The sequence below is a fragment of the Microbulbifer maximicatervae (SeqCode) genome (assembly GCF_052468095.1).
The window spans coordinates 4,378,271-4,401,686 of record NZ_CP174332.1 but is presented as its reverse complement, the minus strand read 5'-3'; the positions used below and the strand labels follow the sequence as shown (position 1 = coordinate 4,401,686).

The window sequence follows — 23,416 nt, the reverse complement described above, 5'->3', positions numbered from 1 at the left end:
ATTGTGCTTAAGGTAGCGGCGCTGCCCGTGCTATCGATATAGCCCGAGCAGCATTTACTTCTAGACGTTTCTCTCTATAGCAAAACTCGCCAATTGCTGCAGGGCGATTTTTTGTTCGCTCTCGGGCATAAAGGCCAATTGCTTTTTGGCGTCTTCTACAGCGGCCCGGGCACGATCCATGGTGTAGTCCAGAGCACCGCAGGCTTCAATGGCCTCAACTATTTCACTGAGCTTTTCCGCGCTGCGCTGTTCAATTGCAGTTTTTACCAGTAGTGCCTGGTCCTTGCTGCCGTTGGCCATGGTGTAGATCAAGGGCAGGGTCGGCTTGCCCTCCGCCAGGTCATCCCCAACATTTTTACCCAGCTCTTCCGAATTACCGCGATAATCAAGAGCGTCATCAACCAGCTGGAAGGCGAGTCCCAGGTGTCGGCCGTAGAGTTTTAGTGCAGTTTGTTCTTCACTTGAGCAGTTGGCTAATACGGCCGCAGTTTCACAGGCGGCTTCAAACAGTGCGCCGGTCTTTTTGTGGATAACGGTGAAGTAATTCTCTTCGCTTACTGCGGGATCACCGGCGTTGACCAGCTGCTGTACTTCACCCTCTGCGATGGTGTTGGTGGTCTCTGAGAGAATTGCCATGATGCTCATGTCTTCCAGGGCAACCATCATCTGGAAGGCGCGGGAATAGAGGAAATCTCCCACGAGTACGCTGGGCGCATTGCCCCACTTGGCATTGGCGGTAAGTCGGCCGCGGCGCATGTCAGAGGTGTCTACGACGTCGTCGTGCAGTAAGGTAGCAGTGTGAATAAACTCGATAATTGTGGCGAGATCGATATGGTTCTCACCCTGATAGCCGCAAGCTTTGGCGCAAAGCAGTACCAGTAGTGGGCGCAGGCGCTTCCCCCCGGCTTCGACCAGATAGTGACCTATATTTTCCACCAGGGGAACGTCCGAGTGCAGTTGATCGAGAATGCGCTGGTTAACCGCAGCAAAGTCTTCGGCGGCGACCCGGTGAAAAGGCAGCATGTGAGAGTTCCTTATACGACTAGACAGAGGCCTCCCGGGGGCCGGAAGGCGAAGGGGCGCTATTGTATCAACCCGGCGAATTGATTAGAATCTGCGCCCCGCCAATTGCGGGCTCTTTGCGGCTATTGGGTCGTCTGCGGGCCTTTTGGCGAATAGATGTTAAACACACGGCGCAAGCTCCCGAAATGCGGAGCAGTGACTTACTGGTCCTCCCGCTGCTTCGTGTCGTCCATACCGGAGCATAGAAATATGTACGCTGTTTTTGAGAGCGGTGGCAAGCAACACCGTGTAGAGGAAGGCGAAGTTCTTCGCCTGGAGAAGCTGGAAGTAGCAACTGGCGAATCCATTGATTTTGATAAAGTGTTCATGGTTGTCGATGGCGACAAGATCAGCATTGGCGCTCCTATTGTAGATGGCGCTAAAGTAACTGCTGAAGTGGTAAGCCACGGCCGCGGCGAGAAGGTGAAAATCATCAAGTTCCGTCGTCGTAAGCACTCCATGAAGCGCCAGGGCCACCGTCAGTGGTACACCGAAGTTAAAATCACTGGCATCAAGGCATAAGAGAGGAGTAACGACTCATGGCACATAAGAAAGCTGGCGGTAGTACGCGAAATGGTCGCGATTCCGAGAGTAAACGCCTGGGCGTGAAGCGCTTTGGCGGCCAGTCTGTAGCAGCAGGCAACATCATCGTTCGTCAGCGTGGCACCAAGTTCCACGCCGGTGTTAACGTTGGTATGGGCAAAGACCACACCCTGTTCGCCACTGCGGACGGCGTTGTGAAGTTTGAAGTTAAGGGCCCCAACAACCGCAAGTTCGTTTCTATCGAAACTGCTTAAGCGGTCATTAGCCCAAGCTTCATAAAAAGCCCCGCTATTGCGGGGCTTTTTTGTTGGAAAAGTCGCAAAAAGACCGCGACGGGAAGTTAGGGTGGCAGTTGCCCACAGGAGGCGGCTTGTCGGCTGGTATGATGATAGTGCGCGCATCTGCGCACCGGATGAGACAACCGCTGTGGCGGTGGAGTGATTATGAAGTTTGTCGATGAGGCGCCCATCTCTGTGCAGGCAGGTAAGGGCGGCAATGGCTGCCTGAGCTTTCGCCGGGAAAAATTTGTTGAGAAGGGTGGCCCGGATGGCGGTGACGGCGGTGATGGCGGCTCCGTGTACCTGGAAGCTGATGATTCCCTGAACACCCTGGTGGATTATCGCTACCAGCCCCGCTACGCCGCTGAGAGTGGTCAGCCGGGTCGAGGGCGCAACTGTACTGGCGCCAAGGGTGAGGACCTGGTCCTTAAGGTGCCGGTGGGCACCACGATCATTGATGTGGATACCGGCGAGACACTCGGCGATATGACCGAAGCCGGTGAGCGCCAGCTGGTGGCCCAGGGGGGCTTCCACGGTCTGGGCAATACCCGCTTCAAATCCAGTACTAACCGTGCGCCGCGCCAGACCACCCACGGCACTGAAGGCGAGATGCGCAGCCTCAAGCTCGAACTGAAGGTTCTGGCGGATGTGGGCATGTTGGGGCTGCCCAATGCGGGCAAATCCACGTTTATTCGCGCCGTCTCTGCGGCCAAGCCGAAAGTGGCCAACTACCCCTTTACCACCCTGGTGCCAAATTTGGGGGTGGTGCAAGTGCAGAAGCATCGCAGCTTTGTGATTGCAGATATTCCCGGCCTGATTGAAGGTGCAGCCGAAGGGGCGGGCCTGGGGATTCGCTTCCTCAAGCACTTAACTCGCTGTCGGGTTTTGCTGCACTTGGTTGACTTGGCTCCCTTTGATGGCTCTGATCCGGTGGAGAATGCCCGAGCCATTGAGCGCGAGCTGTCCACCTTTAGCCCGACCCTGGCCGGGCGTGAGCGCTGGTTGGTATTGAACAAGACCGACCTGGTGCCCGCTGCGGAGCTGGAAGAGCGCTGTCAGGCGGTAGTAGATGCCCTGGGTTGGGAGGGGCCTGTATTCCGTGTGGCGGCTATTCGCAAGGAGGGCACCGATGCCCTCGGCGGTCGCCTGATGGATTACCTGGAAGAGCGTCAGGAAATCGAGGCGCGAGATCCCGACTTGGCTGTGGCGGAGCTGGAAGCGCAGCGTCAAATGCAGCGCGAAGCTCGCGAGCGAATCGAAGAGTTGAGACAGAGTCATCGCGCCAAGCGCAAAGCTGCCAAGGGGCAGGTGGATGACGACGAGGATTGGGATGATGACGACGACCACGATGTGGATGTTGAGTATCGCTCTTAAATTGTGTGGAGCGAGCAGTTGCTGAGTTCGTCTGGCTCGCTCAATAGTTATCTTGTCCTGAGGGGGAAGCATGGACTCCGCAACAGTGTCCCGGCAGGCGTTGACCAAGGCCCAGCGGTGGGTGGTAAAAATTGGTAGCGCCCTTCTGACAGATAATGGTCGAGGTGTGAATACCGCTGCCATTTCTGCTTGGGTTGCGCAGATGGCTGATTTGCGCCGTCGAGGGATCGAAGTTGTTCTGGTTTCATCCGGTGCTGTTGCGGCCGGAATGGACCGGTTGGGCTGGTGTCGCCGGCCCGAGTCTATCCACCAGTTACAGGCGGCCGCTGCTGTGGGGCAGAGCCACCTTGTGCAGGTCTATGAGCAGGCTTTTAGCCGTTTTGATATTCGCAGCGCTCAGATCCTGTTGGATCACGATGACCTTTCCAATCGCACTCGCTACCTGAATGCTCGCAGCACCTTGCGCACGCTCCTGTCACTGGGGGCTGTGCCTATCGTGAATGAAAATGACACGGTAGTGACTGACGAAATACGTTTCGGCGATAACGATACCCTGGCAGCCCTGGTTGCAAATCTGGTTGAGGCAGATGCGCTGCTGATTTTGACCGATGCGGATGGGCTGTTTACTGAAGATCCCCGCGATAACCCCGAAGCAGAATTAATTAGTGAGGCATCTGCGCTTGATCCCAGGCTGCTCGAGATGGCGGGGGATTCCCGCAGCGGTCTGGGTCGTGGTGGTATGACCACCAAGGTGCGCGCAGCGCAGTTGGCAGCGCGCTCAGGAGCTCGCACAGTGATCGCTGGCGGGGCCTTGGAGGCAGTGATAGATAAAGTCTGTGCCGGCGAGCAGCTGGGTACCCTGTTGCTGCCAGAGGCAGATCCCCTGGCGGCGCGTAAGCGCTGGCTCGCTGGACAGTTACAGGTGCGCGGAACCCTGTTAGTGGATGCCGGTGCCGAGGCAGCTATGACTGGGAGTGGTAGCAGTTTGTTGCCGGTGGGGGTTACCGCTGTTGAAGGGCATTTCAGGCGCGGAGATCTGGTGTCTTGCAGGAATGCTGAAGGTCGCGAGATAGCGCGGGGCCTGGTCAATTATGACAGTAGTGAGAGCGGTCGGATTCTGGGGCAGTCATCGGAGAAGTTTGCCGACCTTTTAGGGTATCGGGATGACGATGAATTGATTCACCGCGATAACCTGATCCTGCTCTGACTTGGCAAGTTTCGAATACAAAAAAGCCCCGCAATGCGGGGCTTTTTTGTGTCTGCTGTCTAAGGGATTAGGCGGCCAGAGCTTTGATCTGAGCGTTCAGACGGCTCTTATGACGAGCGGCTTTATTCTTGTGAATAATGCCTTTGTCTGCCATACGGTCAATAACGGGAACTGCTTCTGCGTACGCAGTTTTTGCTTTTTCCGCATCGCCGGCATCGATGGCCGCAACTACCTTCTTGATGTAGGTGCGCACCATGGAGCGCAGACTGGCGTTGTGCATGCGGCGCTTGTCGTTCTGGCGCGCGCGTTTCTTCGCTTGAGGTGAGTTGGCCACCGGTTGCTCCTGTCTGGAATCTATAAATCTGTAACTAACAGGCCCTGGGGCCCGATCGGGACGCGACATTATCCCCACAGTTGGTTGTTTGTCAACCATAGCGGGCGTCTCGGTGCAGATATGTTGTCAATCCACAACGGCGGTTACCCGGTCGGCAACTCCAGGCTGAACTCTACACCGCTGCCGTCGCTGCGGTTTCGGGCTTTTAAGGAGCCACCGTGGAAGTCTGCGATCAGTTTTGCGATATGCAGTCCCAGCCCCAGGTGGCCGGCATTATCGCCCTGGTTGCGCACAGAAACGAGAGAGTCGAACAGCTTGTGAGCGTAACCTTCCGGGAGCAGAGGGCCGTCATTGCCCACTGTGATCAGGTACATATCTCTGTTTGTTGCCACTGACAGGCAAATTTCACTGCCTTCGGGAGCGAAGCTACATGCGTTATCCACCAGCTTGTCCAGCAGTTGAGCCAATAACTCCGGTGCGCCGTGGCAGGCTAGCTCCCCAGTGGGTTTGTTTAGAGTAAATTGGTGTTCGCTGTGAGCATCGCCATAGCACTGTGTCATGACTTCAAGCAGGTCTGCCAGGTCGAAAGGCTCCCGCTCCGCTTGGTGGATGCTGGTTTCAAGATTGCTGGCTGCGGAGAGACTGTTGAGAATCCCCGACAGCCTTGCACTGCCATCCATAGCCCGCCCTGCATAGCGGCGGCTGTGGTCGTCGAGTTCTCCGGCGGCGAGGTTATCCAGGGATGAGCGAACCACTGCCAGCGGTGTGCGTAGCTCGTGTGACAACTTACTGGCGAGAGTGCGCAGGTACTGGTGATATTGGTCCAGTTCTGCGAGCAGGCTGGCGAAGGCCCGGTTTAGGTCTCCCAGTTCATCGCTTGCCTTTGAATGGGGAAAGTTGCCGCGCAGTTTGCCGCTGGAATCTACTGCGTTGCGGGCGGCCTGGTGTAGCTTGCGCACGCGCCAGGAAAGCCAGCTGGCGTAGCCCAAAAGGAAGAGCAGGGCGATAGCGGCCGCGGCGCAGCTGATCAACCACAACCGGTGGGCTGCTCCCTCGGTGACTGATTGCATCGCTTCGCCAGATTGCAGGACGACGACTTGCCCCAGAAGTGGCCGCTCAACCACTTCGTCGACCCGGGTGATAACGGGCACACTCACCGCACCAATTCGGGATTGCAGCGGTCCTGAATACCATTGCTCCCGGGTGCCACGGCTGTCAGGCGTCGGAAGAGGCAAGCTATTTTCCGGCAGCTGTGGCAAATCCTCTCTGGAAAGCAATTTGCGATAAGCCCAGTCTCTCAGCCACGAATTGCTCTCGGAATCTGCCAGCTGTAGTTGTCCGTTGCTGGCAAGAAGAAACCCCTCGCTGTCCACTACTGCGAGGCGCAGTCCAGGGCGCGCAAAGTGGTCGAGTTCTCTTTGAAGGTCTGGCAGAGGGCTTACCAAGCGCCCTGGGTGACCATCTGCTGGAAGTGTGCTGGCGCTTCGAGTCGGTGAGGAGCCACTGCTGTTTGCCCTGTCGTGAATGCGGATAGCGAGGGCTCCACCGGTTAGGGTTTGTGGTAGAGCCAGTTCCAATTGGTAACCGGCACCAGAAGTTGTCCAGCGGCCCCTTAAGCGCAGCTCACGCTCGTAGCGGCCCTCTCTCGGGTTGTGCCACAAGGCGCTGGCGGTCCCCTGGCTGGCGACGGGCAGGATGTAGTGCCGGTCAGCGGTAAACAGCTCTACAGTGTCACCACCAGCGATCAGGCCTGTGCGGGGGTCCCGGTAGGCGGGAGTTGAGTCCGAAACAGTGAGAAGCAGGTAGACTTGCTTATCCAGTTGCCCCAGCGTCACCTGGGCCATAGGGGCTAGCTGCCCGTCCTCAAGGGCTCTGGGCTCCAGTTGCTGCGCTCGCCACTCATCGCCATAGCCGTCGACTCTCGGAGCTTGAGATAGGGGATTCAGGTAGAGCTGAGCCCCTGGTGGGCGTGAAAGGCGCTGAGGGTCCGGGGCGATAAGCTGGGGGGCACTGGCCAAGCGTGCGGCAATTGCCGCCGCAGTTGCTTCAATTGCCTGGATCTGGCCTTGTGCTAGGGCGTCGTCCACCTGGCGGAGGTACTGGCAGCCGGCCCAGGGCAGGGTGAGTGCGACAAGGCTGACGAGCAAGAGTTGGCGGCGTAGGTTCATACTTAAATTTTTGAAATTGTTCGCCCGATGGCGGTTTACAGCTGCCAGCGATACCCCATGCCGTAGGCGGTTCCTATGGCATTAAACTCGGTGTCCAGCGCCTGGAATTTGCGCCTGATTCTTTTGACGTGAGAGGTGATGGTGTTGTCATCCAGCACTACTCGGGCTGCTTCCATTAGTTGGCTGCGGGATTTAACGTGGCCGGGCCTTTTTGCCAGGGCGTGGACAATCCAGAATTCGGTCACGGTTAAGTCCACGGGTTGCTCATCCCAGTGGCAATGGAGCCTGGAAATATCCAGCCATAGCTTTCCCTGAGTTAAGCTCTCGCCTTCATCGTTTTGATCTCGCAGCACGCTAACGCGGCGCAGTAGGGCGTTAATTCGCGCCTGCATATGGGGTAGGGAGATATCCTTGGTGAGGTAATCATCAGCCCCCAGGCGCAGTCCGGAAATAATATCCAGCTCTGAGTCCCTGGCGGTGAGAAATAATATTGGCAGGCTCGGCGCCATAGCGCGCAATTCCCGGCAGAGCTCAAAACCGCCCTCCACCTCGCTGCCCAGGCCAACATCGATCACGGCCAGGTCCGGCAGCCGCTGGCGAAAAGCATCCATGGCCTCAATTCTGGCGCTGTATAAATCGACCCGGTAACCGTGGCGGCGCAGAGCATCGCGGTAGTTTTCTGCGATAGCGCGTTCATCTTCGACAATGGCGATGGTTGCACTCATGACAAATCCCGACTTAATTCCTTTCTGGCGGAGAATCATGCACGAAGTTGCAGGGGTTAGGCAAAAAGGCGGGCGCAAGGCGCCCGCAAATACAACAGGGTTTCTATCAGCTTGGAGTTGCGTGAGTGGATTTGCGATCCACTCACGCTTATGTAGTGCGGCTTGAAGGCGAAGGGATATGCGGATTTGTTGTCCGCCGTGCCCCTTTGACTCAGAAGTTTCCCGCCATGGACTCCGGAAGGGAGAAGCGGATGTCGACGCGGCGCTCCATGGCGTAGGCGTCTACATCGCCTCGGGCTGCCTGGGAATAGGTGGAGCCGAGTGCGCTGCGGCTGATTCTTGAGGCATCAACTCCAAGTGATACCAAAGCCTCTTCCACACTCAGGGCGCGTTGATCGGACAGTACATTGTTGTAGCCGTCGCTGCCGCGAGGATCTGCGTGTCCCTCCAGGTGAATTTGCAGGTGGGGGTGGCGCTTGAGAAAGTCAGCCATGGCACTCAGCTGATGCATTTGGCCCTCCTGAAGCTCGTCCTCCCCAGTGGTAAACAGCATTTGGAATTGCAGTGAATCCAGGGCCAGTTGGCTGGCGTCGTTCGCGGACAGTTGAGCCGCATCCAATTGCTGTGCCAGGTTGCTGAGCTCTGCACGGCTCTCTGTCAGTTGTGTTGCCAGCATATCTGCCTCGTCTGCTTGCTTGATCTGCTCTCCGAGCCAGGCTCCGCCGAGTGCTCCGGCGATAAAGCCAACGGGCCCACCCAATGCTGCACCGGCAATTGCAGAGCCGGTAAAGACTGAGGCCTGCTTGGCCGGAGTCAAATTGGATTCGTTTTGTTCCTTAGCGTGGGCTCCGGTGGCAATCAGAGAACCCAGGGCGACGGCCATCACTACTTTTTTCATTGTTCTGCTCCTTAGCGGCTTTTCTTACTCGTGTGGGCCTGTTCTGTTGTGGCCCGTTTGAGTGTTATTAAAAAGCTCCAAGGAGGCGCTGGCGTGGCGCAGCTATGACCAACTGCGGCTCAATTGTGGCGAAAGATGGCGATCGCTCCGAAACCCAGCTCAGAAGCTGGAAGGGGCTGGGCGACCGCAGTTATAGCAGGGGGTGGATGGACAGACGGGGCTGGGGCCATCAACAGCTGCTATGTACCGCACAATTGCCAGAACCAGGGCAATAATCAAAGCACTAATGGTTATCCCTTCTCTCCCCGCACCACCAGCTCCATGGGTGGCGCGACTAGCTCGCTCTTAGTATAGGCTCGCGGTCCCGCAGTCGCAGGGCCTCAGCTCTGTAGAGGAGCCCATATATCCCCAGGTTTTGGGGTAGACTTGCCGGCCAACAAGTTTCAACTTTCGCCAGGAGTCCGAGTTTTGTCGCAGTCATCCCCAGCTCAGGAACAGGCAGTCGAAAAATCTGGTGCTTCCAGATTGCTGCGGGGCAGTTCCGTTGTCGGTGCTGCCACTATGCTGTCGCGAGTGGCCGGGCTGGTTCGCGACGTGGCACTGGCCCGCTTTGCCGGTGCGGGCGATGCTGCCGATGCCTTTTTTGTCGCATTCAAGATTCCCAACTTTTTCCGCCGCTTATTTGCCGAAGGTGCATTTGCCCAGGCCTTTGTGCCGGTACTGGCCGAATACCGCCAAAAGGGCGGTAAGGCGGCTGCGCGAGAGTTAAATGACCGGGTTGCGGGCGCTCTTGGTGGCGTACTTTTGTTGGTTACTCTGTTTGGTGTTCTCTGCGCTCCACTAGTGACGGGTATTTTTGCTTTTGGCTGGTGGTGGGACGGCAGTGAGCGTGAGAAGTTCGATCTCGCTACCGATATGTTGCAGATCACTTTTCCCTATTTAATGCTGATTTCCCTGGCGGGATTTACCGGGGCAATACTCAATACTTTCGATCGTTTTGCGATTCCGGCGCTAACCCCGGTGATGCTCAACTTGGTTTTGATTGCTGCGGCGACTGTTGCTACCAGCTGGTTTGATCCGCAAATTATGGCGCTGGCTTGGGGCGTTTTTGTTGCGGGGGTGGTGCAGCTGCTGTTTCAACTGCCTTTTCTCGCTCGTGAAGGTTTGCTACCTAGCCCTAAGTGGGATTGGCAGCACAAAGGAGTGCGTAAAATTTTACGCCTGATGGCGCCGGCGATTTTTGGTGTGTCAGTGACCCAGATCAGCCTGGTGATGGACACTCTGCTGGCTTCATTCCTGCCCAGCGGCAGTGTTTCCTGGCTCTATTTTTCCGACCGGCTCACCGAGCTGCCCCTGGGGGTGTTTGGGGTTGCGGTGGCAACGGTGATTCTGCCGAGCTTGTCGCGGCAGCACACTGACGGAGACCCCCGCCGGTTCCGTCATACCCTCGACTGGGCTTTGCGCAGTGTCACGCTAATTTCCCTGCCCGCTTCTGTAGCCTTGGTGGTACTGGCTGAGCCGCTCCTGACAACCCTTTTTCAGTATGGGCAGATGCAGCCGCGCGATATGCAAATGGCCGCCTGGTCCCTGCGCGCTTATGCCATGGGGCTGCTGGCGTTTATGCTGATTAAAGTGCTGGCGCCGGGCTATTTTGCTCGCCAGGATACCTATACCCCAGTGCGCTTTGGCTTAATTGCTATCTCGGCCAAAATGGTGTTGAGCCTGCTGTTTGTGATACCGCTTAACTACTACTTCAAACTCGGCCATATGGGCCTGGCACTGGCTACGGCTTGTCAGGCCGCTATTAACGCCTGGCTCCTCTATAAAGGCTTGCGTCGAGATGATGTCTATAAACCTGAGGCTGGGTGGGGCACTTACCTGGTAAGGTTGCTTCTGGCGAATTTGGCGATGGTTGCGATTTTGCTCGGGGCCCTGCACCTGTGGTCGCAGTGGAGTGAATGGGCCTGGTATGACCGTGCCTGGCGTATGGGGCTAATCGTAGCTGCTGGGGGAGCGACCTATCTGTCCGTTTTACTGGTTTCAGGATTGCGCCCCCGCCACTTCCGCGCCACAAGTTAGTTTATTAAGTGGGCATATCTGGATAAATATGGCCTCTGGCCGCCCAGTGGGAATCCGCTATACTGTGCGGCTCGATTTTATGAAGATGGGAAAATCGCTTTGGCCCAGGAGCGCGAACTAATTCGCGGGTTGCACAACCTGCGCCCCCGCCACCGGGGAAGCGTGGCGACAATCGGCTCGTTCGACGGTGTACACCTCGGTCACCAGGCGATTATTGCGCAGCTCAAGCAACGCGCGCAGGAACATGATCTGCCCTCGGTGGCGATTATCTTTGAGCCCCAGCCACATGAGTTCTTCTCTGGGGAAAGGGCGCCCGCGCGTCTGATGCGCTTTAAAGAGAAGGTATTGGCGCTATTTGATGCTGGTGCCGACCGGGTGCTGTGCCTGCAGTTTAACGAGAAACTGCGCAACCTGAGTGCCGATGCTTTTGTGCGCCGTATTCTGGTGGACGGCCTTGGAATCCGCCATTTGGTGGTGGGAGACGATTTCCGCTTCGGCTGTGATCGCAGTGGCGATTATCGACTTCTCCAGGGCGCCGGAGCCGAAAATGGATTCACGGTGGAAGACACGGCTACGCTTGAGGTTCGCGGAGCCCGGGTGAGCAGCACCCGCATCCGCGAAGCCTTGCAGCGGGGCGAATTTGAGTTGGCCGAGGCCTTACTCGGGCGCCCTTACAGTATTACCGGACGGGTTGCCCCCGGCCGCGCCTTGGGCCGGCAACTGGGTGCTCCCACAGCCAATGTGCGTTTGCACCGCTACCGCTCCCCGCTGGTTGGCGTTTACACCGTTCGCACCAAAGCCGCGAATGGAAGTGAACTCGCAGCTGGGCGGCCGGAAATTGACGGTGTTGCCAATGTGGGGTTTCGCCCGACAGTTGAGGGAGAGGGCGCCCGGCCACTACTGGAAGTCAACTTGTTTGATTTTGATGGCAACCTCTACGGGAAAGAACTAGCGGTAGAGTTTTGCCACAAACTTCGCAATGAAGAGAAGTTTGCCTCCCTGGAAATCCTCAAAGCCCGCATCGCTCAGGATATTGACGATGCTAAAGACTGGTTTGTGCAAAACCCCAAGGGACACTAACCGGTGTATAGAAGATGAATTATTCTCTACTAGAGCTGAAGTAGACATCCAATGACTGATTATAAAGTGACCTTAAACCTGCCTGAGACCGACTTTCCTATGCGCGGCAATCTGCCCCAGCGCGAGCCGGCTATTTTAAAGAAGTGGCAGGAAACCAAGCTCTACGAAAAAATCCGCGAAGCGCGGGAGGGGCGCGAGCAGTTTATCCTGCACGACGGTCCTCCCTATGCCAACGGGGATATTCACATAGGTCACTCGGTCAACAAGATTCTCAAAGATATTATTATCAAGTCGAAAACCCTGAGCGGTTTTGACGCTCCCTATGTGCCTGGCTGGGACTGCCACGGCCTGCCGATTGAGCACCGCGTCGAGAAAAAGATTGGCAAGGCTGGCGCAAAGGTGGATCACAAAACTTTCCGCCAGAAGTGCCGCGAATACGCAGCCAAGCAGGTGGACGGACAGAAGAAAGACTTTATTCGCCTGGGGGTGTTCGGTGAATGGGACAATCCCTACCGCACCATGGATTTCCAATTTGAAGGCGATATCATCCGAGCGCTTGGGCAAGTGGTCAAAAATGGCCATTTGGCACGGGGTTTCAAGCCTGTGTACTGGAGCGTTGTGGGCGGATCAGCTCTGGCGGAAGCGGAAGTGGAGTATCAGGATAAAACCTCCTACTCCATTTACGTTTGCTATCCGGCGACGGAAGAGACATCCCTGGCTATCGCCGATGCGGCAGGTGGACACGCGGGTGAAGGCCCCCTATCCGTTGTTATCTGGACCACAACCCCCTGGACGCTTCCTTCCAGCCAAGCGGTTTCTGTCAATGCTGAGCTGGAATATGTTGTGGTGCAAACGGCTGAGCGCCGATTGCTCGTTGCCGAAGCACGCAAGGATGCCGTATTGGAGAAGGCGGGGCTCGAAGGTGAAGTGGTAGGCCGTATTCGCGGTGCCGCCTTGGAGCACCTGAAGCTAAACCATCCTTTCTACGAGAAGCAATTGCCGATGATCCTCGGCGACCATGTCACCACTGATGCAGGTACAGGCTGTGTACACACTGCGCCGGACCATGGTCCCGATGACTTCCAGGTGGGCAAGCGCTACGGCATCGATACCCTGAACTATATCGATGACAATGGCGTATACCGCGATATGGTACCGCTGTTTGCCGGTGAGCACGTCTACAAGGTGGACGACAAAATTGTGGCCCTGTTACAGGAGCGCGGAGTACTTCTGCACCAGGGTAAGATGGAGCACAGCTACCCCCACTGCTGGCGCACCAAGACGCCGCTTATTTACCGTGCGACTCCGCAGTGGTTTGTGAGCATGCAGCAGAATGACCTTCTGGAGAATGCACAGAAGGCAGCGGATGAAGTTCAGTGGATCCCCGGTTGGGGCAAGGCTCGTATCGATGCCATGCTCGATGGCAGTCCGGATTGGTGTATTTCCCGCCAGCGCACCTGGGGCGTGCCCATCGCTTTGTTTGTTCACAAAGAGACCCATGAAATCCACCCGGACACTCCCGCTTTGATGGACAAAGTGGCTGAAAAGGTCGACGCCGAGGGTATGGATGTTTGGTTTGACCTGGACCCGCAGGAACTCCTGGGAGATGAGGCAGACCAATATCAAAAGGTGACCGACACCCTGGATGTCTGGTTCGATTCAGGTGTGACTCACTACGCCGTACTGGAGCGCCGCAACGGCCTGCGTTTCCCGGCAGATCTGTACCTTGAGGGCTCTGATCAGCACCGAGGCTGGTTCCAGTCTTCACTGAAGACCTCCATCGCTATCAACGATTGTGCTCCTTATAAGCAAGTGTTGACCCATGGTTTCACGGTAGATGCACAGGGACGGAAAATGTCCAAGTCCATCGGCAATACCGTTGCACCACTGGATGTAATCAACAAGTTGGGTGCAGATGTATTGCGCCTTTGGGTTTCCGCCACAGACTTCAGTGGTGAAATGGCGGTTTCCGATGAGATCCTGAAACGCACAGCGGACTCTTACCGTCGCTTGCGCAATACGGCTCGTTTCTTCCTGTCCAACCTGGCTGGGTTTGACCCGGAAAAAGATTTGTTGCCGGAGAGTGAGCTTCTGGCGCTGGATCGCTGGGCGCTGGATAAGGCTGCGCGTCTACAGGATGAAATTATCGCGGCTTACGATAACTACCAGTTTCACCAGATCTATCAGAAGTTACATAACTTCTGTGTCGTGGAAATGGGTGGCTTCTACCTGGATATCATCAAAGATCGCCAGTACACCACCAAAGAGGACAGTACTGCACGCCGCTCTGCGCAAACTGCCCTCTATCATATTGTTCAGGCATTTGTTCGCTGGATTGCGCCTATCCTGAGCTTTACCGCAGAAGAACTGTGGCAGTTTATTCCCGGTGCCAAAGCGGACAGCATCTTTATTGAAGAATGGTATTCGCTGCCGAAGCTGCCAGCAGACTCGGTTAAAGGTGCGGACTATTGGGCCGCCATGGCCGAAGTAAAAACTGCGGTAAACAAGGTGCTTGAAGAGCAGCGTGGAGCTGGTGCTATTGGCGGCTCCCTGCAAGCAGCGGTGACTCTGTTCGCCGAAGATGACTTGCGCGAAAAGCTTCTGGAGCTCGAAGACGAGTTGCGCTTTGTTTTGATTTGCTCCTCCACTTCTGTGCAGCCGCTCAGCGATGCTGCCGGTGCAGAGTCCACAGAGCTGGAAGGATTGAAAGTCAGCGTAAGCAAAGTGGATCACCCCAAGTGTGCGCGCTGTTGGCATTACCGTGCCGATGTGGGTGTATCAGCAGAGTATCCAGACATTTGTGAGCGCTGCGTGGAAAACGTTTCTGGTGAAGGAGAAGTGAGGCACTATGCCTAGTTCCAACCCTGTTTGGGGGCATCCATGGCGCTGGTACTGGCTGGCGCTGGTGGTGGTTGTCCTCGATATCGCCAGCAAAGTCTGGGCCGTGGATATGTTTATGCACGGCCCTTCAATGCAAATTATTCCCGGCTTGCTGCAATTTACTTATGCCGAAAACTACGGTGCTGCCTTTAGCTTCCTGTCTGATGCTGGGGGATGGCAGCGGTGGTTTTTCGGAATTATTGCCTTTGTATTTAGCGTTGTTGTCAGTGTTTGGCTATGGCGCCTGCCGACAACAAAGCGCTGGGAACCCTGTGCCCTGGCGCTAATTCTGGGGGGGGCCTTGGGCAACCTTTGGGATCGAGTGCTGCTGGGTTACGTAAGGGATTTTATTTCGGTCTATTACGGCAACTGGCACTTCCCGGTATTCAATGTTGCGGATATGGGAATTAGTATCGGCGCTGCAATGTTGGTTATTGAGCTACTTTTTTTTGCAGAAAAAGAAAGTGGCAAAGCAAAAAATAACGTGGAAGTCTAACGAACTATGAGTAATGCCGTTATCGGTGAACACTGCCGGGTGACACTGCACTTTAGCCTGAAATTGGACGATGGCACTGAGGTGGATTCAACCTTCAAAGGTGACCCAGCCTCTTTCAGTGTTGGCGATGGCAGTTTGCTGCCGGGCTTTGAAAAAGCGCTTTTTGGTTTAAAAGCGGGGGATGAAGCCGAGATCGAGATACCGCCGGAGATAGGATTTGGTCAGCGCAACCCGGAAAACCTGCAAAAGGTGCGCCGGGATACCTTTTCTCCCGATATGGAGCTGGAGCGCGGATTGGTAGTCTCTTTTGACAATGGCAGCGGCGAACTCCCCGGAGTAATCAGTGAGATTGGTGAGGACGATGTTACCGTCGACTTTAATCATCCATTGGCCGGTCAAACCTTAAATTTCCATGTGAAAATTATTGCGGTGGATTCGATCCAATAGGGTCGGGTTCCCTCTTTGTAGCAAGTAGGGTACTGAAGTAGACATGCAAATCCGAATGGCTAACCCCCGGGGCTTTTGTGCCGGTGTTGACCGGGCAATTGATATTGTGAATCGCGCCCTGGATGTATTTGGTGCGCCGATCTATGTCCGCCATGAAGTGGTGCATAATAAGTTTGTGGTGGAGAGCCTGAAAGAGCGCGGTGCGGTCTTTGTCGATGAACTCGATGAAGTGCCCGATGATGTTATCGTTATCTTCAGTGCTCACGGTGTTTCAAAAGCTGTGCAGCGCGAAGCTGAAGAGCGCGGCCTGCGTGTGTTCGATGCTACTTGCCCGCTGGTTACCAAGGTGCATATTGAAGTGAGTAAGTTCAGCACCGACGGTGCTGAGTGCATACTTATCGGCCACGCCGGGCACCCGGAAGTGGAGGGCACAATGGGGCAGTATGACAACTCTGCTGGCGGTGCCATTTACCTGGTTGAAGACGAAGAGGACGTTGCGAAGTTAACTGTTAAAGACGAGAATAATCTCGCCTATGTTACCCAAACAACACTATCCATGGATGATACCGCTCGAGTCATTGATGCCCTGAGAGTGCGTTTCCCTGAAATCCGTGGGCCTCGAAAAGATGATATCTGTTACGCGACCCAGAATCGCCAGGATGCTGTAAAGCAGCTGGCTCTGGAAAGCGACCTGGTCCTTGTTGTTGGTAGCCCGAATAGTTCTAACTCTAATCGCCTGCGTGAACTCGCTGAACGCTGTGGTGCTGCTGCCAAATTGATCGATGGTGCGGATGATATCGATGCGGATTGGCTTCAGGATAAGACGGCCATAGGGATCACAGCGGGAGCGTCAGCACCGGAAATTCTGGTACAAGGGGTGATTGACCGACTGCAGCAACTTGGTGCAAGCCTTCCTGAAGAAATGGATGGAAGGGCTGAGAATATACGTTTCTCCCTGCCTAAAGAGCTGCGTTAATCAGCAGCTCTATCTCCTTTCGGCTAGCTGACTGACCCACTTATCGCTCCCCCCAGGCCGTTTGTCGGCAAGCGGCAAAACCCTCGACCCCATCGCTTACCTACTTTCCATAAACTGGTATATATACGCTAACAATACGAACCAAAGTGTTGTGCCTCCACTTTACTTGCACAACGTTTGTAAAGTATTACGGAGAGGGCTTTTTGTGTGCAAAATTTATACTAAAAAATTGCATACTTTAGAAAAAATGGGATTTTTACGTCCATGCTAGGCAGCATAGCTCAGTACTTTTAGGTTCTTTAAGGTAGCAATTATGATCAGCTTAAAAAATTATATAGGGGCAACCCTTATTGAGTTAATGGCAACTATCACCATTCTGGGGATAGTAATAGCAATTGGACTACCTTCATTTAATTCACTGTTTGATAGCAATCGTTTATCAACTATGACAAATGACTTGAACGGTGTCCTCCAATATGCACGTTCTGAAGCGGTGCGTAGAGGAGGTAGCGTAGAGGTAGGTGCAATTGACGATGATATTGGTAATGGAGTTATTGTCTGGGTTGATAGTGACGGGAGTGACTCTTATGACGATGGAGAGGAGTTAAGAATGTTACTTGTCGAACACCAGGACATTGTCATAACAGCTGATGTTGCTGGTACTGGAGTGGCAGACTTAGATTTTAGCTATGGCGCGCAGGGGGAGATAAGTCTTGGGTCCACTTTAACTTTGGATTTATGTGATAGTCGAACGGGAGATTATGGTCGCCAGTTACAGGTTCTCGCTTCTGGGGCTTTAAGATTGAATACCAATATGCCTTGTCCTTAGGAAAAGTGATTGAAAAGAGGGTAATTTGAATGCTCAAGCAAAAAGGGGCAACCCTAATTGAAGTGCTTGTATCGGTTTTGATTCTGGCGGTTGGTCTTTTGGGGCTGGCGGCAACACAAGTGATGAGTTTAAAAAATGGCAACGGGGCTCATCATCGCTATATGGCAGCACTTGCAGCACAGGAAATTATTGAACGAATGCGCGCTAATCCTACGGGGACTATAGATGGTGAGTATGATGGCACTGTAGGCGGTTCGTCTAGTGATGGCGGGTCAGATGGTTCAGATGGTTCAGATGGTTCAGATGGTTCAGATGGTTCAGATGGTTCGGGTGGATCAGATGGGTCAGCTGGTAGCAGTTCTACGCCGGATTGTAGTAGTGCATGTTCAATTGCTGAGCTTGCAGACCTAGACCTCTATGAATGGGAATTGATTCTATCTTCCAATTTGCCTGCCGCAACAGGAACTATTGCTCACAACGCTGGTGTCGTAACGGTAACCATATCTTGGAGTGAACAGCATACGGGGGCAAATTACGGGAATTTAGATGGTGGCTTAGATAATGCCTCCTTTTCGATGATAGTGGAGCTTTAAGAATGCGAGCTTTAAGTAATCAAAGAGGCCTTTCATTAGTTGAATTAATGATAGGTATTTTATTGGGCTCCCTACTTTTGCTTGGTGTGTTACAAATATTTCAGAGTAATAGCGATACTTTTCGCATGCAGGATGGATTCTCGCGCGTACAGGAAAACGGTAGATTTGCAGTTGACTTACTGAGTAAGGAAATACGGCTTGCAGATTATTGGGGATGTGCACCAGATCAAGACAGCATTGAGAATAGGTTGGATACGACAGATGCTTTCTTAACTTCTATTGGTTCTGATGGAGTTCAGGGTGTTGATAATGCCAGCGGTATAACAGTTGGAACAACGAACGTGCTGGATGGAAGTGATGTATTAATTCTTGGTGGCGTTATTGATGCATGCGGCGGATCTGGGCGTATGTTAGATCCGAGTGGTGGTGATTTAGTTGTAAGTTCAAATTGCCCTGTGGCAGCTGGAGATGTTGTTTTGGTCTCCACTTGTATTAACGGCGATATTTTCACCATTACAAATATTGATGCGGCCGTCGGTGCGGGTAATAGGACTTTAAAGCATGATGTGAGTGCTACTAGTGGATGGGTTAATAATCAGAGTGATGCACTTCAGGAAGTATATGGCGCAGATGCCTCTATTTTTCAGCCATATCAAAAAACCTATTTTGTTGCCGTGAATACAGCTGGCACCAATTCTCTATTTGTTAGTGATGAAAATGGCTCCGTCCAAGAACTGGTTCCTGGAATAGAAGACATGCAAGTTTCTTATGGTAGGGATACCACAGGAAGTGGAATAGTTGATACTTGGCAAGGTGCTAGTGCAACTCTTACTGAGATGTCAGAAGTCGTTGCTATTAAATTAGAGTTATTGGTGGCTAGCGATAGCGATGCAAGCGTAGATAGTCAAACTATTAGCCGGCTCGATGGCAGTGAAACTGAATATACAGATGGAAGAATTAGAAAGTTGTATGTTGCTACGGTAAAAGTACGTAATCGAGGTGATATGTAATGAGGACTATCAAATCACAAAGCGGCGCCGTTCTAATGGTTAGCCTGATTATCTTACTGATATTAACTTTGATTGGGATATCTGGGGCGAGGAGTATCCTGATGAGTGAACGCATGACCTTTGCCTCCCGTGATGCAAAGGTAGCACTCGAGGTAGCAGAGTCTGTTGCGCGTCGAGGTGAAGATTATATTGAGACATTGACAAACTTAGATGATTTTGGAACTACAGGTTGGCGGCGTACTGCAGGTGATGGTCCAGATGACTTGTTTGATGGGAGCACTTGGACCGATACCAACTCAGTAGAGCAAGAGGTATCTATGGAGGGGGTTGATGGTGAGGTCCTAACTGGTCGTATGTTTATCGAACTTGCAGGGCTTACCGAAGATGACACAAATATTACGGATGTAGACCTGAGTGCAGGCTCTAATGCAAGCGACGGTGTAAATATTCAGGTATTTAAAATTGTTTCTCGTGGCGTTGGGATAGGTGGCACAGAGAGAATCATTATCACTCTCTATGGTAAAGAAATATAAAAGAGTAAAAAAAATGAATTTTTCACTGTCAAGTAAAGTCCGATTCCCATTGAAGCCTATAGCTGCCGTTGTATTGTTTTTTTGCACTAGCAATGAGGCTTTTTCTGCACCGGGTGAATTGTCTGATGTTCCACTTTATTCCCGCGGTTCAGCAGAACCCAACCTGATGTTTGTGTTGGACTCTTCTGGATCTATGAATGAAATGGTTTTACCGGCAGATGGCTATGATACTTCAGATCCTGCGGGGTCTAGCTGTAGTTCTCCAATATCGATGACGTACACATCAAACTCTTGTAGAAACGGTGGTTCCTGTACACGTTCTTATGATGATGTTGAATATCGGGTTAATACATCCGATGGAAGTGTTCAGATAAAGTTAGTGGATAGAAACCGTGCAGAGACTAGTTGGTTTACCTGGGATAGCAGTAGCAACTGTTTTGACGAAGACGAAAATTATTCTGCCTGGCTTTATGCTGCGAGCAGTAGTGGAGGGGGTAGCTATTATACTACAGGTTCTTCCTCAGGGTATTATAGAGAAACCGCTACCGGGCATTTCCTGAACTGGTTTTTCTCCAAACAAAATGGCAGTGGAGGTTATGAGGCGGACGAATTTAAGGGTGATGATGATAATGCTGCTCGTTCCAAAGTAGATATACGTCGAACCGATATTATGATTAGCGCTGCCCAAGATTTAGTAAATGGGTTAGATGATGTACGTATAGGCTTGATGCAATTTAACAGTACTTCAGGAGCTAGATTACTTTTCGGATTGGAAAGTCTAACGGATAGTAATCGAACAGATATTCTCGATATTATTGAAGATATAGATGCAAATGGTTATACCCCTCTTGCAGAGAGTTTTGCAGGCGTAGGGCGTTATTTTATTAGTGGCTATGAGGGAAATAATCTCACCTATATAGACTCTACTGGAGCAGAAACACAGGTTCCCGGAGAGGATATATTTGCTGGTGCAACTTCTGGGAATAGTACTACCACGATACTTGATTGGAATAACATTAGTGCACCTGATAATACGATTGATGGCGGGGCTATTCAGTATTATTGTCAAAAGAGCTTTATGGTGGCTCTAACTGACGGTGAGCCCACAGAGGATAACAGCATCAGCAGTGACTTAACCGGCTATGATTTTGGTTGCTCCTCAAATAGTGGAGGCTGCACAAATGATTACCAAATGGATGATGTCGTTAAGGCTCTTTACGATATTGATTTACGACCGGATTTGAAAAAGACTGATGGTGAAGAGGTCGTTAATAACATTACCAGTTATATTATTGGCTTTGCTGAAGATGGTTTGTCCGACACGGACTTGATGAGAAATGCCGGGGAATTAGGTGGCGGAGGTGTGTATGATGCTGGTAACGCCGCAGAACTGAAGGTGACCTTTAATACTATTATTAATAATGTTCAGTCTATAGTTGGCAGCTCAAGTTCTGTTTCTTTTAATACCACTTCACTTGAAGCTAATTCTGCCTTGTTTTCTGCGAGTTTTGACAGTAGCGCCTGGTCCGGTGATTTAGAGGTGTGGACTCTTGATGAAGATGGAAATATTGCCATTTCATCCTCTTGGCAGGCGAGCACTGCATTGGATTCGAGAGATCCAAATGGCAGGGTTATGCTCTCCTATAGTAATGGAGCTGGGGTGGCTTTTACTGAGTCTGGACTGGGTATTACTGGGACCGATCATGCTGATGATTTGAATCTTGATATTCAATCTAGTGCGGGTGTAAATGATAGCCGTGCCTCAGATCGTATTGACTACCTGAGAGGTGATCGAGATAACGAGGGAGCTGAGAGTGGTAATTTCCGAGTACGTGAAGGCCGTATAGGTGATATTGTAAGCTCAACTCCGGTATATGTGGGTGAACCCAGCGGCTCTTGGTCTGAAGCCAGCTTTAGTGAAGCTTCTACCTATGATGCTTTCGTCAGCGATAAAAGTAACCGTACCCCAGTCGTTTATGTCGGGGCGAATGATGGCTTCTTACATGGTTTTAATGCCAATGTTAGCGGAGTAAATGCCGGTAAAGAGCTGATAGCTTATTCACCTGCGGCCTTACTTAGCACAACCGCTGATGAGGGCCTACATGCTTTGAGTTCGCAGTACTATACCCATAAATATTATGTGGATGGTACTCCCACAAGTTCTGATGTCTACATAGATAGTGGCTGGAAGACTGTTCTTGTGGGTGGTTTGGGTGCTGGTGGTAAAGGGTATTATGCCCTCGATATTACTGACCCCTCTGATTTTACTGAAGCGAATGCCGCAGATATTGTTTTGTGGGAGTTTACCGATTCAAATAATAGCAATTTAGGTTATACCTTTAGCCGTCCTCAGATTGGCCGTATGTCAAACGGTGAGTGGGCTGCAATTTTCGGTAATGGATATAATAGCTCAACCGGCGATGCGGGTTTATTTATCGTATATTTGGATGGGGAAGATGGTAGTGGTAATAGCCATGTCTATATTTCAACGGGTACTGCTGATACTTCCGATAAAAACGGGATGTCAACACCGGCTATTGTGGACTCTGACTTAGATGGAACCATAGACCGTATTTATGCTGGCGATTTAAAGGGAAATATGTGGGCTTTCGATGTCTCAGCAACAGGACGCTGGGATGTTGCTTCTTCAACTACTTCCCCGTCGCCACTTTTTTCAGTTCCAGGAGAGGCAATTACTGGTGCTCCTCTAGTTGCAAGAAATACGGATAACTCCTCTGGAGCGTCTCCTAATTTAATAGTTGCTTTCGGAACGGGACAATACTTAGTTGACTCAGATACGAGTGATACTAACCCTGGAGGATTTTATGTTGTTTCTGATAATGACGTATACAATTTAACTAAAGGTAATCTGGAAGAGCGCACATTGGCAACGGAGACTGTCACCCAGGATGATGGGAGTGTTTCGGCTCTGAGGACCGTATCTGGTGATGAATTTACCTGGAATGATAAATCAGGTTGGTATATGCCTTTGCAACAGGGCAGTGCATTGGATGGCGGCGAACGCGTAATTACTCGGCCAGAATTAAAGAACTACGTCTTATTTTTCAACACATTGGTTCCTACAGGGCAAGTCTGTGCTGCTGGTGGTTATGGCTGGCTAATGTCAGTAGATGTTTGGACTGGTTTGGCTACGAAAGACCCTGTTTTTGATGCAAATAATGACGGTGTGATTGACGAAGACGATTATGGCTATGTGGGAGAAATGCTTTCAGAAAGTAGCCCAAATGAGTCAGGCTTCCTGGGAAATAAACAGTATACGGGTACCAGTGATGGCGAGGTTCACGAGAGGGATGTAGATTTTGGTGATGGAGATAGAGCGGGTCGCCTGTCTTGGGAAGAAATTACTCCAAACTAACTGTTATTAGATGATAATACTTGCCCGGCTCTGTCGGGCTTATCTGGATAGTGAAAGTGTATGAAGATGAAAAATCATAGTGGTTTCAGCTTGATTGAGCTAATGATAGTGATAGGAATCGCTGGTATTATTGCTGGGCTTGCATGGCCTGCCTATCAGAACCATATTCTTACCTCTAATCGAGCAGATGCTCAGGGTGCTTTAATGAGCCTGGCTCAGGCAATGGAGCAGCACTTTACTCAGAACGGCTCCTATACCGGAGCGGCAGATGGGGGGGCAGATATCGGTGCTCCAGCAATCTTTCCTACAGAAGCCCCTCTGGATAGCAGTAATAAAACTTATGATTTGACTATTCAGGCTGCCGATGATTCATCCTACACGATTCGAGCAACACCTAAAAACTCTCAAGTGGGTAATGGGGAACTTGAGTTGCGTTCAAATGGATTTCGAGCATGGGATCGAGGGAATGACGGAGCTTTCGACGACCCAGATGACTTATGCTGGAACTCCAGTTGTATCTAAAAGTAG

Annotated in this window: 21 protein-coding genes; 16 read left to right on the top strand and 5 right to left on the bottom strand. The window is 52.3% G+C overall.

The genetic code is table 11. The annotated features are described in order from the left end of the window. Positions 1-60: 60 nt before the first annotated feature. Positions 61-1,023: an octaprenyl diphosphate synthase gene (gene ispB, locus ACJJIL_RS19510; protein ID WP_413664298.1), complete on the bottom strand. Its 963-nt coding sequence runs from the start codon at positions 1,021-1,023 to the stop codon at positions 61-63. A 249-nt stretch (positions 1,024-1,272) separates the two neighbouring features. On the opposite strand from ispB, the gene rplU reads away from it, so the two are divergent. From rplU to proB, 4 genes are all read left to right on the top strand, one after another. After that, positions 1,273-1,584, top strand: a complete 312-nt coding sequence (gene rplU / locus ACJJIL_RS19505) for a 50S ribosomal protein L21 (RefSeq protein ID WP_444936710.1) — start codon at positions 1,273-1,275, stop codon at positions 1,582-1,584. Between the two features lie 17 nt (positions 1,585-1,601). Beyond that, a complete protein-coding gene (gene rpmA / locus ACJJIL_RS19500; protein WP_073277572.1) occupies positions 1,602-1,859 on the top strand; it encodes a 50S ribosomal protein L27 in 258 nt (85 codons plus the stop codon). A 189-nt stretch (positions 1,860-2,048) separates the two neighbouring features. Then, the gene (gene cgtA / locus ACJJIL_RS19495; RefSeq protein ID WP_445360579.1) at positions 2,049-3,257 is read left to right on the top strand and encodes an Obg family GTPase CgtA; all 1,209 of its coding nucleotides are present in this window, start codon (positions 2,049-2,051) and stop codon (positions 3,255-3,257) included. 70 nt (positions 3,258-3,327) lie between these two features. Further along, entirely contained in the window at positions 3,328-4,464 is a 1,137-nt protein-coding gene (gene proB, locus ACJJIL_RS19490) for a glutamate 5-kinase (RefSeq protein ID WP_444926607.1), read from the top strand. Between the two features lie 67 nt (positions 4,465-4,531). On the opposite strand, the gene rpsT is transcribed toward proB, so the two are convergent. From rpsT to ACJJIL_RS19470, 4 genes are all read right to left on the bottom strand, one after another. Beyond that, the gene (gene rpsT, locus ACJJIL_RS19485; RefSeq protein WP_108731693.1) at positions 4,532-4,798 is read right to left on the bottom strand and encodes a 30S ribosomal protein S20; all 267 of its coding nucleotides are present in this window, start codon (positions 4,796-4,798) and stop codon (positions 4,532-4,534) included. A 143-nt stretch (positions 4,799-4,941) separates the two neighbouring features. Further along, positions 4,942-6,966 carry an ATP-binding protein gene (locus tag ACJJIL_RS19480; RefSeq protein ID WP_445360578.1) on the bottom strand — a complete coding sequence of 675 codons (2,025 nt, stop codon included), beginning with the start codon at positions 6,964-6,966 and terminating at the stop codon, positions 4,942-4,944. A gap of 35 nt (positions 6,967-7,001) precedes the next feature. Next, positions 7,002-7,691 carry a proteobacterial dedicated sortase system response regulator gene (pdsR, locus tag ACJJIL_RS19475; protein ID WP_108735148.1) on the bottom strand — a complete coding sequence of 230 codons (690 nt, stop codon included), beginning with the start codon at positions 7,689-7,691 and terminating at the stop codon, positions 7,002-7,004. Between the two features lie 211 nt (positions 7,692-7,902). Further along, the gene (locus ACJJIL_RS19470; protein WP_108731695.1) at positions 7,903-8,589 is read right to left on the bottom strand and encodes an OmpA family protein; all 687 of its coding nucleotides are present in this window, start codon (positions 8,587-8,589) and stop codon (positions 7,903-7,905) included. A gap of 468 nt (positions 8,590-9,057) precedes the next feature. Here ACJJIL_RS19470 and murJ point away from each other — a divergent pair, with 468 nt between their 5' ends. The 12 genes from murJ (at position 9,058) to ACJJIL_RS19410 (ending at position 23,410) form a co-directional block, all read left to right on the top strand. Further along, positions 9,058-10,668, top strand: a complete 1,611-nt coding sequence (murJ, locus tag ACJJIL_RS19465) for a murein biosynthesis integral membrane protein MurJ (RefSeq protein ID WP_108731696.1) — start codon at positions 9,058-9,060, stop codon at positions 10,666-10,668. A 99-nt stretch (positions 10,669-10,767) separates the two neighbouring features. Then, positions 10,768-11,748, top strand: coding sequence for a bifunctional riboflavin kinase/FAD synthetase (gene ribF / locus ACJJIL_RS19460; protein ID WP_413664303.1), 981 nt, complete (start codon positions 10,768-10,770; stop codon positions 11,746-11,748). Between the two features lie 51 nt (positions 11,749-11,799). Then, a complete protein-coding gene (gene ileS, locus ACJJIL_RS19455) occupies positions 11,800-14,604 on the top strand; it encodes an isoleucine--tRNA ligase (RefSeq protein WP_445360577.1) in 2,805 nt (934 codons plus the stop codon). Next, on the top strand, positions 14,597-15,124 hold the full coding sequence (gene lspA, locus ACJJIL_RS19450) for a signal peptidase II (protein WP_444892732.1): 528 nt from the start codon (positions 14,597-14,599) through the stop codon (positions 15,122-15,124). Before ileS ends, lspA begins: the two co-directional genes overlap by 8 nt. Before the next feature lie 6 nt (positions 15,125-15,130). Further along, entirely contained in the window at positions 15,131-15,571 is a 441-nt protein-coding gene (locus ACJJIL_RS19445; protein ID WP_282934364.1) for an FKBP-type peptidyl-prolyl cis-trans isomerase, read from the top strand. A gap of 43 nt (positions 15,572-15,614) precedes the next feature. Further along, complete coding sequence (ispH, locus tag ACJJIL_RS19440) at positions 15,615-16,547, top strand: 4-hydroxy-3-methylbut-2-enyl diphosphate reductase (RefSeq protein WP_445360576.1); 933 nt, start codon at positions 15,615-15,617, stop codon at positions 16,545-16,547. Positions 16,548-16,860: 313 nt separating this feature from the next. Then, complete coding sequence (locus ACJJIL_RS19435) at positions 16,861-17,376, top strand: GspH/FimT family pseudopilin (protein WP_445360575.1); 516 nt, start codon at positions 16,861-16,863, stop codon at positions 17,374-17,376. Positions 17,377-17,405: 29 nt separating this feature from the next. Next, positions 17,406-17,969 (top strand): type IV pilus modification protein PilV, encoded by a 564-nt coding sequence (gene pilV, locus ACJJIL_RS19430; RefSeq protein ID WP_445360574.1) that lies wholly within the window; start codon positions 17,406-17,408, stop codon positions 17,967-17,969. A 2-nt stretch (positions 17,970-17,971) separates the two neighbouring features. Next, positions 17,972-18,979, top strand: a complete 1,008-nt coding sequence (locus ACJJIL_RS19425; RefSeq protein ID WP_445360573.1) for a PilW family protein — start codon at positions 17,972-17,974, stop codon at positions 18,977-18,979. Next, entirely contained in the window at positions 18,979-19,512 is a 534-nt protein-coding gene (locus ACJJIL_RS19420) for a pilus assembly PilX family protein (protein WP_445360572.1), read from the top strand. Before ACJJIL_RS19425 ends, ACJJIL_RS19420 begins: the two co-directional genes overlap by 1 nt. A gap of 13 nt (positions 19,513-19,525) precedes the next feature. Then, the gene (locus ACJJIL_RS19415; RefSeq protein WP_445360571.1) at positions 19,526-22,888 is read left to right on the top strand and encodes a pilus assembly protein; all 3,363 of its coding nucleotides are present in this window, start codon (positions 19,526-19,528) and stop codon (positions 22,886-22,888) included. A gap of 66 nt (positions 22,889-22,954) precedes the next feature. Then, a complete protein-coding gene (locus tag ACJJIL_RS19410) occupies positions 22,955-23,410 on the top strand; it encodes a type IV pilin protein (protein ID WP_445360570.1) in 456 nt (151 codons plus the stop codon). Positions 23,411-23,416: the final 6 nt, after the last annotated feature.